This is a genomic window from Streptomyces sp. NBC_01190, assembly GCF_045039895.1.
Classification (GTDB): Bacteria; Actinomycetota; Actinomycetes; order Streptomycetales; family Streptomycetaceae; genus Actinacidiphila.
In genome coordinates, this window is the sequence record NZ_CP108580.1 from 6,764,764 (window position 1) to 6,777,337 (window position 12,574).

The 12,574-nt window shown below is 67.4% G+C and carries 14 protein-coding genes and 1 pseudogene; 10 read left to right on the plus strand and 5 right to left on the minus strand.

Annotated features, from left to right (window positions below):
* Positions 1-15 precede the first annotated feature (15 nt).
* The 7 genes from folE (at position 16) to OG519_RS28470 (ending at position 5,633) form a co-directional block, all read left to right on the plus strand.
* The gene (gene folE, locus OG519_RS28440; RefSeq protein WP_405589697.1) at positions 16-663 is read left to right on the plus strand and encodes a GTP cyclohydrolase I; all 648 of its coding nucleotides are present in this window, start codon (positions 16-18) and stop codon (positions 661-663) included.
* Positions 663-1,481, plus strand: a complete 819-nt coding sequence (locus OG519_RS28445; protein ID WP_405589700.1) for a hypothetical protein — start codon at positions 663-665, stop codon at positions 1,479-1,481. The genes folE and OG519_RS28445 overlap by 1 nt, the downstream gene beginning before the upstream one ends.
* The gene (locus OG519_RS28450) at positions 1,478-2,545 is read left to right on the plus strand and encodes a hypothetical protein (RefSeq protein WP_405589702.1); all 1,068 of its coding nucleotides are present in this window, start codon (positions 1,478-1,480) and stop codon (positions 2,543-2,545) included. Before OG519_RS28445 ends, OG519_RS28450 begins: the two co-directional genes overlap by 4 nt.
* Before the next feature lie 20 nt (positions 2,546-2,565).
* Positions 2,566-3,255: a dTMP kinase gene (locus OG519_RS28455; RefSeq protein ID WP_405589706.1), complete on the plus strand. Its 690-nt coding sequence runs from the start codon at positions 2,566-2,568 to the stop codon at positions 3,253-3,255.
* A 30-nt stretch (positions 3,256-3,285) separates the two neighbouring features.
* Positions 3,286-4,203, plus strand: a complete 918-nt coding sequence (locus tag OG519_RS28460) for a DUF2797 domain-containing protein (RefSeq protein WP_405589709.1) — start codon at positions 3,286-3,288, stop codon at positions 4,201-4,203.
* A 177-nt stretch (positions 4,204-4,380) separates the two neighbouring features.
* Positions 4,381-5,097, plus strand: a complete 717-nt coding sequence (locus tag OG519_RS28465) for a class I SAM-dependent methyltransferase (protein ID WP_405589712.1) — start codon at positions 4,381-4,383, stop codon at positions 5,095-5,097.
* On the plus strand, positions 5,094-5,633 hold the full coding sequence (locus OG519_RS28470) for an NUDIX domain-containing protein (protein WP_405589715.1): 540 nt from the start codon (positions 5,094-5,096) through the stop codon (positions 5,631-5,633). Before OG519_RS28465 ends, OG519_RS28470 begins: the two co-directional genes overlap by 4 nt.
* 20 nt (positions 5,634-5,653) lie before the next feature.
* Here OG519_RS28470 and OG519_RS28475 read toward each other — a convergent pair whose 3' ends face one another.
* Positions 5,654-6,184: an NUDIX hydrolase gene (locus OG519_RS28475; protein ID WP_405589718.1), complete on the minus strand. Its 531-nt coding sequence runs from the start codon at positions 6,182-6,184 to the stop codon at positions 5,654-5,656.
* 172 nt (positions 6,185-6,356) lie between these two features.
* Between OG519_RS28475 and OG519_RS28480 the strand changes: the two genes are divergently transcribed.
* Positions 6,357-7,571, plus strand: coding sequence for a hypothetical protein (locus OG519_RS28480; RefSeq protein ID WP_405589721.1), 1,215 nt, complete (start codon positions 6,357-6,359; stop codon positions 7,569-7,571).
* A gap of 31 nt (positions 7,572-7,602) precedes the next feature.
* Here OG519_RS28480 and OG519_RS28485 read toward each other — a convergent pair whose 3' ends face one another.
* Genes OG519_RS28485 through OG519_RS28495 form a run of 3 tightly spaced genes read right to left on the minus strand, consistent with a single transcriptional unit; the run spans position 7,603 to position 10,494 of the window.
* Positions 7,603-8,763, minus strand: a complete 1,161-nt coding sequence (locus tag OG519_RS28485; RefSeq protein WP_405589724.1) for a cytochrome P450 — start codon at positions 8,761-8,763, stop codon at positions 7,603-7,605.
* 4 nt (positions 8,764-8,767) lie between these two features.
* The gene (locus OG519_RS28490) at positions 8,768-9,931 is read right to left on the minus strand and encodes an MAB_1171c family putative transporter (protein ID WP_405589727.1); all 1,164 of its coding nucleotides are present in this window, start codon (positions 9,929-9,931) and stop codon (positions 8,768-8,770) included.
* Between the two features lie 17 nt (positions 9,932-9,948).
* Entirely contained in the window at positions 9,949-10,494 is a 546-nt protein-coding gene (locus tag OG519_RS28495; RefSeq protein WP_405589730.1) for a regulator component, read from the minus strand.
* A gap of 350 nt (positions 10,495-10,844) precedes the next feature.
* Here OG519_RS28495 and OG519_RS28500 point away from each other — a divergent pair.
* Together OG519_RS28500 and OG519_RS28505 are read left to right on the plus strand one after the other, a co-directional pair.
* Positions 10,845-11,117: pseudogene (locus OG519_RS28500) on the plus strand (helix-turn-helix domain-containing protein); the annotation flags it as partial.
* Between the two features lie 78 nt (positions 11,118-11,195).
* Positions 11,196-11,684, plus strand: coding sequence for a hypothetical protein (locus OG519_RS28505; RefSeq protein WP_405593091.1), 489 nt, complete (start codon positions 11,196-11,198; stop codon positions 11,682-11,684).
* Between the two features lie 40 nt (positions 11,685-11,724).
* Here OG519_RS28505 and OG519_RS28510 read toward each other — a convergent pair whose 3' ends face one another.
* On the minus strand, positions 11,725-12,171 hold the full coding sequence (locus tag OG519_RS28510; RefSeq protein ID WP_405589733.1) for a Secondary metabolite protein: 447 nt from the start codon (positions 12,169-12,171) through the stop codon (positions 11,725-11,727).
* Positions 12,172-12,574 lie beyond the last annotated feature (403 nt).

The following is a 12,574-nucleotide window of genomic DNA, read 5'->3' on the forward strand; positions in this document are numbered from 1 at the left end:
AGCGAGGCAACGCCCATGACGAACACCTTGTACAGCCAGGCACCCGGCGGCACACCGCCCGTTGGGCCGCTCTCTGTCGCCCCGTCGGCCGTCGGCCGGGTCGACACCGAACGCATCACCGGCCTGATCAACCAGCTCCTGACCGCTCTCGGTGAAGACCCCGCGCGCGAGGGCCTGCTCGACACCCCGGCCAGGGTCGCCTCCTGGTGGGCCGCATTCCTGTCACCGGAGCCACCTTCCGAGGCAACGTGCTTTACCGAGACCCGCCTGGGCGAGCAGCTCGTCGTGGTCGGCTCCATGAGCGTGTGGTCCCTGTGCGAGCACCACCTTCTGCCCATGAACCTGGACGTCTCGGTCGGGTACGTTCCCGAAGGCCAGGTGGTGGGGCTGTCGAAGTTCGGACGAATCGCCAGGCGGCACGCGGGACGCTTACAGGTGCAAGAACGGTTCACCCGGCTGGTCGCCGCGGATGTCGTCGACTTGATCCGAAGCCAGGATGTGGCCGTCGCCGTGCGGGGCGTGCACCTGTGCATGAGCATGCGCGGCGTGCGGATGGAATCCGCCCGAACGACGACGTTGCAGTCGGGCGGCCGGTTCCAGAGCGATCCTGTGCTCTCCCAGCAGTTCCTCGCCCTTGCCACCGGGCAGCAGGCGGTGGCGTGATGACTAATACCATCGACTTCTCCGTGATCGCACCGCCCGCCTACCTGGAAGAGTTCGTCGCCCAGGATCCGGCCCGTGTGCACCACGTCGCCGCCCACCGTGTCCTGACCGACGCCGCTTATCGTGCCTTCTTCGCCTGTGAGGCCGAACGCGGCGCGGAGATCATCGTCGACAATGGCGTCTTCGACCTCGGCCACGCCCTGCCCGTCGCCGACCTGATCGCAGCCGCCCGCGCGGTCGATGCCCGCGAGATCATCCTTCCGGACGTCATGCGCGACGGCCCCGCCACCGTGAAAGCCAGCGACGAAGCCGCCCGCGAAATCCGCGACCTGACCGACGACTTCCGCCTGTGCGCCGTCCTGCACGCAGCCGACGACCAGGAGTGGCTGCGCACCTACGACCACCTCGCCTCCAGCGACGACATCGGCGCGATCGCCCTGCCGGCCTCCCGGCGCCCCGCACCTGAACAGGAGTTGTGCCGCACCCGGTGGACGGCTACCGCCTATCTGGAGGACAACGGCCTGGTCGAGGAGCGGATCATCTACCGACTCCTCGGGCTGGGCCGGACCGGGCACCTGGAACTGGTCGAGCAGCGCGAGCACGAGTGGATCGCCTCCGTCGACGGCGCGGCACCGGTCATCCTCGGCGCGATGGGCATCGCGATGCTGCCTGGCGGCCCGTACGAGAAACCGGCAACCCCCCGCGTCGAACACCTCGGCCCCATCCCCGCGGACCGCGTCGGCCTCGTCCGGCAGAACATCGCCGTCGTCCGCGAAGCGGCCGGCAGCAGCGTGCGGATCAGCGGGGCCCACGCATGAGCCTTCTCCCCGACCCCGTCCTGCTCAAGGCACCGGCACACGTGCTGCTCGCAGCGCCGATCGAGGTCGCCGAGCACACGATGGGACCCGACAGTCTCCTGCGCTACTTAACGATCAAGGTGCATCACCTCATCCAGAACCGCCCCTGGGACACCATCAGCGTGGTCGGTGGCTACGACCGGTCCACCGTGATTTCCAGATTCGAGAAGACCGGCAAGCTGTTCAACTGGCAGCGCCCTACGGCAAAGGCCAGCGGACGCCACCTCACGCTCCAGGCGTTCCCCGGAACGGACTACGTCCACCACTACGGCCTGATCATCTCCACCTACCTGTCCATGGTCGGCCGGGACGCAGGGCACGTCACCTTCCACGTACCCGCTCCGGATACATGCCGTAAGGTCGTGGAACTCCTCCACCTCGAACTCGACGGCGACCTTGTCGTGGTCGGCTGGGGTCTGGAGCACCTGGCTCCCGCCGGAGGGCTGTGGACACCCGGGCCGGGCTACGCCTATCAGCGAGCCACCGTCCACGGCCGCCGGGTGGTCTACCTCGGGTTCCAGCACAGCATCTGGGGCGATGTCGCCGGACGGGTCGTCGCCCGGCTCGCCGCGCTCGGCGCTGGCGATGTCGTTTACGTCGGCAAGGTCGGCGCCCTGATCCCCGGTATCGAGCCCAACACCGCACTGGCCACGGGCAACCGCAGCCTGGTCAGCGGTGTGCTCGTCACGTGGAAGGACTTCTTCGCAGGGTTCGCCGCCGCCCAGCCCGGTGTGCACACCGGCGTCCACGTCACCTCGCCGTCGATCCTGCTGGAAAACCGGGACTGGCTCGCCCGACACGCCCCGTACGCCTTCGTCGATCCGGAGATAGGCCCCATGGGGGCAGCCGCGCGCGAGGCGGCCATCGGTTTCGGCTACCTCCACGTCATTTCCAACAACCTCGCCCGTCACTACCCCGCGGATCTGTCCAACGAGCGACACCACGAGGTCATCCAGCGCCGCACCGCCCTCGTGCACCGGATACGCGCGATCATCGCAGACCGCCTGGCCACCGGCCCCCGCTGAACACGAGAAAGAAACTGACCATGACGCCGCCACCACCCGAAACCGCCCACGGCCGGGTCATCACCCTCACCGGCATCGATGGCGCGGGCAAATCGACCCTCGCCTCGCGCCTTCACCAGGCCCTCGCCGACGCTGGCCACCCAGTCCTCCTGATCGGCAAGAACAACACCACTGTGCCCATGGACACCGAACTGTCCGCCTACCTCGACCGCCTCAACGCACTGGTCTACCGCCGCGATCCCCGCGTCGCTCAAGCCTGCGGCGACCACTACTGGCTGCTGGCGCTGGCCGCCTGGTACACCCTCCAGGACACCGTCGTGATCCAGCCGGCCCTCGCCGCCGGCACCCACGTCATCCTGGACAACGCCCACCACAAGATCCTCGCCCGCTACGCCGTCACCCCCGGCGTCTCCACCCCCCTGGCCGAACAGGTCTTCGCACACCTCAGCGAACCCGACCTGGTGATCTTTCTGCGGATCGGCGCCCGTGAAGCCCTGGCCCGCAAAGGCGCGTTCACCTCTCTGGAGACCGGGCACTCCGGCGCCCGCAGGGAGGACTTCGTCCGCTACCAGGACGCGGTCCTGGGCCACCTCCGCGAGCAGGAGCGGCCCGGCGGCTGGCTGTCCATCGACGTCACCGGTATGGACCGCGATGCCGTCTTCGAAGCGGCGGCAGGCGCGCTCGCCGACCGTCTCCACATCACCATCTGACCGACCCCAACCCCACGCGAGGAACACATCATGCCGGTGACCTGGTCGCAAGGAAGCACCTACGTGTGCCACGGCATCACCTGGGCGACCGGAAACCCCCGTCTCCTGCTCGCCCCGCTCCCCGGCGGGGCGCTGATCTACGCCGAGATCATGAAGCAGCGACTCGGCTTCCAAGCTGGGGCCGGCCGGTGGTGCACCGGCCGGTACGGCTTCGCCAGCGCCATCCAGGTCGAAGCCGTCGCCTGCCCCGACCGCGCGCCCGCCAAGCACGGTGGCCAGTGCGCCCGGTGCGCCGCCCAGGACGAGTTCCGCTTCGCCCACCAGTACCACCAAGGCGGCCATGCTCCGGAAGCAGTCGTCCGGTATATGGCTCAGCCGCACTGGTTGTACCTGGCCACCTTCGCCGACGGTGGCACCAAGGTCGGCACCGCAGCCGAACCCCGCAAGCAATCCCGACTCGACGAACAAGGCCCGGTGTTCGCCACCTACCTGGCCAGGGCCTCCGACGGCCGCACCGTCCGCTACGCAGAAGACGCCCTCACCCAGCGCCTCCACCTGCCCCAGACCGTACGGGCCCAGGCCAAGCTCCGCGCCCTGGCTGATGTCAGCGACTTGTCCGAAGCCGGCGTGGCCCACGATGACGCTGTGGACCGCGCCGTTGACGCCCTGGCCGATATGGGTATCCCCCCGGCACCGGAGAAGTGGGCGCCGCCAGCCGAAGGCGACCTGCTCCGGGCCTTCGGCACGCAGTGCGTGCTTTACCCGCACGACCCGCGTGCGGGCGAGCACGGCTTCACCCCTCTGTCCTGCGTGGGCTCCAACACGCTCGCCGTACTGGAGGACACCGAGATGAGTTATCTCCTCGACCTCGGAGCGCTCAAAGGCTGCCGCATCACCTTCGGCGACTTCACCTCCCCAAGGGCAGTCATCCAGTCATCCCTGTTCTGACCAGCCGCCCGGATCAGTCGGCCGGGCCCTTCCCCGTGAGTGAGGCATTCCGCGATGACACCACCCGACGCCATCCTCGGCTGGGACGAGGACACCACGGCCGAGGCGTACGCCGCCTTCACCCGCAACTTCCCGATGTACCGCTCCACCAGCCGCGATCTCGTATGCCGCGCCCACGTGACCGACAGCCGACTTGTCATCGACCTGTGCGGCGGCGCCGGCGCCACTGCCCAAGCGGTCCTCGACGTCGCGCCTGCCCGAACCCGCGTCGTGTCACTGGATTCCGCAGCCGCCATGCAGCGCGTCGGCCGCCGAACGCTGACAGACTCCCGCCTGAGCTGGATCACCGCTCCTGCCGAACAACTCGCCGACCACGTCCACGAGTCGGCCGACGCCGTGGTGTGCAACTCGGCGATCTGGAAGACCGATGTTCCCGCCGTTTTCACTGCCGTCCGTCGCGTGCTTCGCCCCAGCGGCCGGTTCGTCTTCAACATCGGCGGCGGCTTCGCCGGGATCACCCACCCCGACGAGGCGATCACCCACACGAAGCCATCGCTGAACAGCCTGATCCAGCAGATCGCCGCCCGTGACTTCGGCTACGTCCCGCCCCCCGTCACCGGCTCACCCCCCAAGCTGCCTTTACACAAGGTCACCGAGCATCTGGCCACTGCCGGGATGACCGTCGTGGAAACCGAGGTCACCGCCCAGCACAGCACGATCGCGGAGAAGAAGGCGTGGCTGTCCATTCCGGTCTTCTCCCGGCCCGACGGAACCCTGACCTTCAAACAGCGCATGCAGATCCTCGAGGCGGCGTACGCCCTGATCGATCCCGGCGCACCAACCGTGACGAGCTGGCTCGTCGTCGTAGCGCAACGACCAGGGCGCCGGCCATGACTTCCCCTACAGCCGACCTGGACCCAGCGAGCTGCGACCACACCAGCGTCGGGGTGCTCATCTCCGCCCCGGATGGCCTGCTCTTCTTCGAACGGGCTACGCCACCAGTCGGATTGGCGCCGGTTGCAGGCCATATCGACCACCACGGCAGCCCGGAGCAAGCCGCCCGCGCTGAGGCGGCCGAAGAGGTCGGCCTGTCCCTCACCCACCTGCGCCTGCTCCTCACCGGGTGGCGGGCGAACCGGTGCCGCCGTCCCGCCACCGCTGCCGTCGGCCACCAGTGGTGGATCTACGAGGCACAGGCGTTCGGCTCCCTCAGCCCGTCCGACCGAGAGGTACGCGCTCCCCGATGGATAGACCCCTACAAGCTCCACCAGCTCGCTCTGCGCACCGAGGCCTATGCCCAAGGCGGCCTCAGCGATGTCGAGTTCACTAGGCGGCCAGGTATGGCTCCCGTGTGGGTGCGGTTCCTGCACGAACTGAAAATCGTGACCCTGGCCGAAGAGGTCCTCGCCGGGATCGACACCATCATCTGACCGGAACCGGGGGAGCAGCCTCAACGTGTCGCGGCCACGGGTCTGGACGCGAGTCGGCGAGCGTACGCGCGAATCCGGGTCCGGTCCTCGGGGAAGACGCTCTCCCACTCCTCATCGAGTGCGACCCACACCGCCGGCTGGCCGCTCTCACCGCTCAACGGCATGTCACGACCGACGACCGCCACGTAGGACAAGCCCAAGGTGGGCGACCAATCGGAACGGTAGGAGCGGACCGCAGCGGCCCCGGGTTCGGCCAGCAACTGCGTCCGCAGGCCCGTTTCCTCCTCCAGCTCGCGGGCCGCAGCCGTGCGCGGTGTCTCCCCGGCTTCGACCTTGCCACCGGGCGGCACCCACCCGCGTACCCGGTGCCTGACTAGCACAACGTGCCTCAAGGCGAGATCGAATACCCAGACTTCGGCGGCGAGGGGATCCATCGGTGCCTGGCGAGCAAGCTCCAGCCAGGCCCTCGCGTCGTCGAACTCCAGCGCTGCGCACCCCACGTCAGCGGCCACCGCGTCCATGAGCACCTGTTCAGTTGCTGCGTACTTCACTCGACCGACCCTATGCCGACGCGATCCGAGAGCAGCGCAGGCTCCCCAACGGCACGCTGCACGCCCATCAGGGCCCCGCATGACGGCTGGTGGGCGGCGCCAGCCCGGCACAGGCGAGAACCCAACGACATACGCGGCGCCACCATGGCGCCCGCTTTCCGAAGGAGCGCCAGTGGTCACTGACCTCAACCCCGCCCGCGCCTGGGTTGTTCTGGGCGGGATTCACCTGCTCAATGGAACCGCGCCGCGTGGCCCGGTCGAACCGATTGTGCTGATTCAGGTGCCCCCGCAGGAGGTATGCGTGCCAAGCACCACGGTCGTTGTGCCGTGGGCACGTCTCGGCAGTTGCCACGTCACGGCCCTGAAAACCAATGGCGATGAGATCACCACCGGCACGATCCACGGCAGCACTCTGTTTCCCGACGCCATCGCCGGACACCCGCTTCGCACTCTCGTCGGCGAGGCGGCAGCTCCAGGACTCGTCCCCTTGTGCTACCTCGCCGCAGATCCTGGCGGCGGCTATCACGTCTATGCGCAGATCCAGTTCCACGCCGAGGACGCCTGCTTCGTCCGCACGACCCGCGAGCCGGTCGGCGCGGGCGCACCTCCTGAGGCGCTGCGCTGGCTCGAATCCGCCCTGGCCGCTCACGCCGCGGCAGCACTACGGCTGAACAACCATCAGCGATACTTCCGCACCCACTTCGCTGGCACCGAACTGGAATACAAGTACAACCTGACGCCCCAAGCGGATATCTGGGCGGTGTCCCACGCTCTACTGCGAGCCTTGACCCACGGCGATGTGCCCGGCTGCCGACCGGAATACCGGCAGGAGTTCCACAACGCGTACTTCGACAACCACATGTTCGAGGTCACCGGACCCGAGGCAGAGCGTGGCTACGCCTCCCTCATCCCCACCGCGAACGGTGGACACGTCCTCAAGCGCAAGTGGTTCGACAAGGACGCCCTTGCTCGTCGCGAGCAGATCCACCACCCCGCCATCACGGTCCAGCCCAACGGCTTCGCGGAGTACCTGCGCTCGGACTTGGGGCTCCAAGTCCGAGCGATGCCCCCCTTCCACAGAGTCCGTTACGACGTGCAGTGCGAATCCATGGCCACCGGACACATCTACAGCATCATCTTCGACCGCTGCTCCCTGCTGGCAGCACCCGAAGTGGTCCTGTCCCAATGCGAGATGGAGTACCGGCGCTCGCGCAGCGTCGTCGAGCGCCCCGAGAGCGAAGTCCTCGACGAGATGGACCGCCTACACCGCTGGCTCCTGTCCTACCTATCAGCGCTCGGTCTCACAACCGAAGCCACCTTCTACTCAAAGCTCAGTTTCCTGCGCGACACCCTCGCCGAGCGACCGGACCTGACCCCGCTCCCCTGAGCACCCCGCTTCGTTGTGAAGACCTCGCTGACTATGCGTTAACAGGCAACGCGACCAGACCACGCACCAGGCGGGTTCGGCGCCATTCCAGTTGGTCGGCCGGGACGGCGAGCCTGAGCCGGGGGAAACGGGTCAGAATCGCCCGCAGAGCGATGTCAGCTTCCGCTCTGGCGAGCGGGGCACCGACGCAGCGGTGGATGCCGTGGCCGAAGGCGAGGTGGCCGGTGGCCTCACGGTTGAGGTCGAGCTGGTCTGGGGCCGGGAACCGCTGCGGGTCTCGGTTGGCGGCGCCGAGGGTGATCAGCACGGGAACATTGGCCGGGATCTCGGTGCCGCCGAGTGTGATGGCTTCGGTGGTGTATCGGAAAGTGGCCGTGCTGACGGGCGAGTCGAAGCGCAGCAGTTCCTCCAAGGCGGCCGGGATGCTCTCCGGTTTGCTGCGCAGGCGCTCCTGTTCGGTGGGGTGCTGGAGGAGTGCCAAGGCGGCGTTGCCGAGGAAGTTGGTGGTGGTCTCGTGTCCGGCGACCAGCAGCAGCACCGCCAGAGAGACCAGCTCCTCCTCACTGAGGCGGTCTTCCCCGTCGCGAGCCGCGATGAGGCCGTCGAGGAGTGAGCCGCCGGGCCGCGAGCGCTTGGCCGCGATAAGCCCGGTCATGTACTCGGCCATGGAGTGCGAGGCTTCGTCGATGAGGTCGGGCTTGCCGGCGGCGAACAACTGGGCGGACCAGCGCTGGACGTCGGGCCGGTCGGTTTCCGGCACGCCGAGCAGTTCGCAGATCACGATGACCGGCAGCGGTACGGCCAGGCTGGCGACGAGGTCGATCTGTTCGCCGAGGGGCCACTGATCGAGCAGGCGGTCGGTCGTTTGCGCGATGAACGGGCGCAGTTCAGCGACAGCGCCAGTGGTGAATGCCTTGGTCACCAGCTTGCGGAGCCTGGTGTGGTGGGGCGGATCGGTGGCCAGCATGTTGTGTGCGACTGCCGGGTGCAGCCGCCGCCGTGAGCCCTTGTCGGCGAAGAAGGCGGCGGTGTCTTTCGAGAGCCGGGGATCGGCGAGGGCCTGCCGGGCCTCGGCGTAGCCGAGGACCAGGTAGTTGATGTGCCCGCCCGAGCCGGTGGGGACGGCCTGCACCGGGCACGCGGAGCGCATGGCCGCGTAGGTGGCGTACGGGTCTTGAGTGGGGTCGGTCATGTGGTCAGGCTCCAACTGGTTCGGGCTGCTCGCCGCCGGCGACGCGCGCAGTACGTTGCGAATAGGCGCTGGCCACCTGGAGGAGCCACTGGGTCTCTTCGCGGAGGTCTTTGCGTGACGGGGCTTCCGCCGGCGGCAGGGCGACTTCCTCGGCGAGGAGACCGGCCTTCATTGCCGCAAGTGCCGCCTTTACGACGGCAGCCTCGATGGTCGCGGCCTGGTCCTCCGTTACGGCGTCGGTAGTCCGCTGGGCCGTCTCCAGGTCCTTGCGGGAGCGGTAGGGGCGAAGGGCGAGGATGCCGTCGCTGATCTCGATGACCCGGCGCTGGAGCAGGAAGTCCGCGTCGGTGGATGCGTTGGCGTTGACGTCTTCGGCCGGGAGAACGATCTCCGGCATGGCGGCCGACAGGTCCTGCCAGAGCGGACCGAGTGCTTCGAAGGACCGCACCTCCCAGCGTCGGCGGTGGGCCTGACTGACCGGGTAGACCACGGCCGGCAGGGTGAGGCCGACGCAGATCAGGAGAACCGCGAGCGCGGGGGACGTCACGCTGAAGACGCAGGGCGAGGACGTCAAGGTCGAGCAGTGCTGGTGATCAGGGATCAGGTGGAATCCCAGGCCCAAGGAGACGAGAACCGTCACCTTGTACGCCGCGTAGACGAGCGCGAACAAGCAGCCGGCGGCTGCGAGGCGGAGGCCAAGCCGGACGCTGCTCCGGCGAGTCGACTTGGACTGCCGCAGAGCCTGCTGCAGGAAGTCGATGATGGCGAAGCCGAGGTAGGTGATGAACACGAGCAGGTAGAGCGCGTACACCTGCGGCGATCGGTGCGTCATCTGCTCGTAGGCGAAGAGCACCGTCATGCCGAAGACGGAGGCAGCCAGGAGAAGGAGGCGCAGCCGTATGCGGCGTCGTGCTTCCGCGGATTCCAGGTTGAGCTGGAAGGAGACGGCCACGACGGAGGCGGCGGCGGCCAGGGAGGCGGAGTTGCTCAGCAACCGGGCCACGTCTGGTACGACTGCCTCGACGGCGTTCTCGACCAGCGGCGCGTAGGAGGCGAAGGCCACCGCGAAGGAGGCGAGCAGGCTTCCCATGGCCCAGGTTCCCGCGGGGCGCGGGGTGCCCCGCCCGAGGATCCAGTAGCCGGCGGCCACTGCCAGGAGACAGGCCATGCCAAGAAAGAGGGCATTCATTGTGAGCGGAACCGGCCTTTCTTGATGGGCTGGGCGAAGAGTGCATCCCAACTGTCCGACCCCTTTTCAGGTCGGCGGGAAGGCGATATGCGTTCGCGGTACATACGCTGGCGAATGATGGTCGCCATCATCTCCGCTTCGCGTTCATCCGCGGTCGAGTAGCTCGTGCGCCCCGACATGCGCATCACCAGAGTCGGATCCACCCCGAGGGAATGCGCCGTGGAGGCGTCCACTTCCAGGCTCCCGGGGTGGTCGAGGAACACGTGCATCAGTTCGTGGGCGAGTATGTGCCGTTGATGGTGGACGGACGTCCCCTCCTCGTAGAAGAGGAGGTCGGCCTGTGGCGTCTCCAGGCGTATGCCGCAGGGGGCGTCGATTGCCCCGAGCGTGTTCAAGGGCTTCAAGAAGATGGGCTTCCCGCGAACTGCGGTTATCGCTTCACGCAGCTCCCTCGTAGTGAAGCGATACGGCAGGGACAAGCGGTCGACTTTCTGCTCACAGGATGTGCGCAGCAGATTGTCGTCGACCCAAGGCAAAGACATGGTAGTTCCCCCCTCAGCCGGAGTTGTTTCAACTGCGAGCGACTGATGAGGAGAGGATGCCAAGAAGGTTGTGGATTTGGTGTTTATAGGAACTGGTACTTCCGGTTACGCACGGTGTTGCTGCGCCGGGTGTGACGCAAGAGGTGACTGTCCATCGACAACCGCCCTTTGGCTCTCTTGAGGCCGCGGCCCCCGATATTTCGGGGGTCGGATCGCGCGCCAAGTCCCCCTCCGTGGGGCCGTCGTCCCTTATGTCTGACTACGGAGGATGACGAACGGGCGATTTTCTGACGGAAAGTCACGGCATGTTGTGACCCACATCACAGATGGTCGCCCTACGATCTGTCCCTATGGACTCCCGCGAGGGGCGAGGCGATGACAGATTCCGAGGCGAGTCCCTGACTGAGCTGCTGCGCTCATGGCGCCGGCGCTTGGACCCGCGGGAGGTCCCTGGGCTGGAGTCCACCGGCAGGCGTGGCGATGGTCTGTCCCAACGGGACGCCGCCCACTTGGGCGGGGTCAGTGAGCGGTGGTACCGAGCCCTGGAGGCCGGAAAGTCCGCCAACTACTCGGTCGAGTTCCTCGACCGCCTTGCCATGGGACTGGGGTTAAGCGGTGCCGAGCGGCACGCCCTGTACTTGAGGGCCACCGGAAGGCCGCCAACGCTCCTGGCCGCCCCAGAGCCTGATGCTGCCGCAGAGATGGATGAGCAGCTCCAGCAGTTCCTGGACACCCAACCTCCCAACCCCGCCTACGTGTCCGACGTGGCGTGGAACATCGTCGGGCGCAATCAGCCATTTCGCGCATGGTTCCCCTGGGCTGTTCGCGATGGGAATCTCATGCGTTGGATTCTCCTGGATCCGGAAGCACGTGACCGGCTCGTCAATTGGCGCGAAGACTGGGCCCGTCCGGCCTTGGGGCAAATCCGCTATGCGCTGAGTCAGTATCCCAAGAACGAAGCCCTTCGCCGCTTGGAACGCGATGTCCTTGCGGGACCTTGGGACATGCGCGAGATGTGGGGCCGGCGAGAAGTCTACGAACACCCCGAACGCGACGTGCGCAGACTGAGGTTGCCGTACCACGCGGGTCGGGAAGTCCCGGTCCGAACCATCGATCTGGCCCCCGCGCGCAGCGCACGGCTTCGCGTGGTCGTGTTCATGGAAGGCCGAGGGGGCGCCTCCACTAAGTGAAGGGCGGCGCGGGATTCCCGCCCGATGGTTCTGCGGCCGATTATTCGTCGTCCAGCAGCTCCGAGCTGTCCGAGTCGTCCGGCATGCCTTCGAGCCGCCGGGCCTGGTCGATCACCGCATTCAGCATCTGCAGGCTGGATGTGCTGAGTCCGTTGGCGCGAAGGGCGACCCGGCGCACCTCCTGGTCGCGCATCGCCGCGACCACCTTGATCTCGGCCCGCGCCCGCTCCGCCACCTCCTCATCGAAGAAGTAGCCCGGTGGGACGCCGAAGAAGCCCGCCAGTGCGCGGATCGTCTGCATCTTGGGATTCGTGTTGGTCCCGGTGCGCAGTTGCTGGATGGCGCTCGCCGAGATGGCCACCCCGGAGGTCTCCCGGATGCCCTGTGAGACCTCCGCGTACGTGAAGGAGCCCCTTCCCTTCGGGCGGACCTCCTGGAACAGGTAGTCGAGCAGCTCCGCGAAGGAGCGCTCCGGTGTCTCGGTCATCTCCGGCTCCTTCGTCATACCTGCGATCCTATCCACTCCAGTGGCGTCCCTGCTCTCCGGGGCGTCATATCTCGACATTGCAGTTGACGTAGGCGGGTTATTGCGGTGTACGTTGACCACCGTATCCGTCCAGTGCAGTGTTCCTTGCCTGGTGGGAGTGGGTGTGAAGGCTGGACTTGTGCCAGGGGTCGCCCTATGGTTCTGGTCCCGGCGCAAGATCGCCGGATGCCGGAGAGGCGGGCAGGGAGGGGAGGGGCCATGCATGGACGAGGGCCGTGACGACGGCTGGGCTTAACGCGACCGGCGCCCGGGAGCTACGAACTCCAAGGCGCCGGGCCGGCACCGCGAAGGGCGCCGATTCACATCCCGCGGGCGGCGGGGCCTTCTCTGCACGAGAACCGCC

Coding starts and splice junctions, on each gene's coding strand:
- OG519_RS28505 (WP_405593091.1), top strand. CDS start 11,196: ATGGATGAGCAGCTCCAGCAGTTCCTGGACACCCAACCTCCCAACCCC.
- OG519_RS28460 (WP_405589709.1), top strand. CDS start 3,286: ATGCCGGTGACCTGGTCGCAAGGAAGCACCTACGTGTGCCACGGCATC.
- OG519_RS28490 (WP_405589727.1), bottom strand. CDS start 9,931: ATGGCCTGTCTCCTGGCAGTGGCCGCCGGCTACTGGATCCTCGGGCGG.
- OG519_RS28455 (WP_405589706.1), top strand. CDS start 2,566: ATGACGCCGCCACCACCCGAAACCGCCCACGGCCGGGTCATCACCCTC.
- OG519_RS28485 (WP_405589724.1), bottom strand. CDS start 8,763: ATGACCGACCCCACTCAAGACCCGTACGCCACCTACGCGGCCATGCGC.
- OG519_RS28470 (WP_405589715.1), top strand. CDS start 5,094: ATGACTTCCCCTACAGCCGACCTGGACCCAGCGAGCTGCGACCACACC.
- folE (WP_405589697.1), top strand. CDS start 16: ATGACGAACACCTTGTACAGCCAGGCACCCGGCGGCACACCGCCCGTT.
- OG519_RS28495 (WP_405589730.1), bottom strand. CDS start 10,494: ATGTCTTTGCCTTGGGTCGACGACAATCTGCTGCGCACATCCTGTGAG.
- OG519_RS28510 (WP_405589733.1), bottom strand. CDS start 12,171: ATGACCGAGACACCGGAGCGCTCCTTCGCGGAGCTGCTCGACTACCTG.
- OG519_RS28445 (WP_405589700.1), top strand. CDS start 663: ATGACTAATACCATCGACTTCTCCGTGATCGCACCGCCCGCCTACCTG.
- OG519_RS28450 (WP_405589702.1), top strand. CDS start 1,478: ATGAGCCTTCTCCCCGACCCCGTCCTGCTCAAGGCACCGGCACACGTG.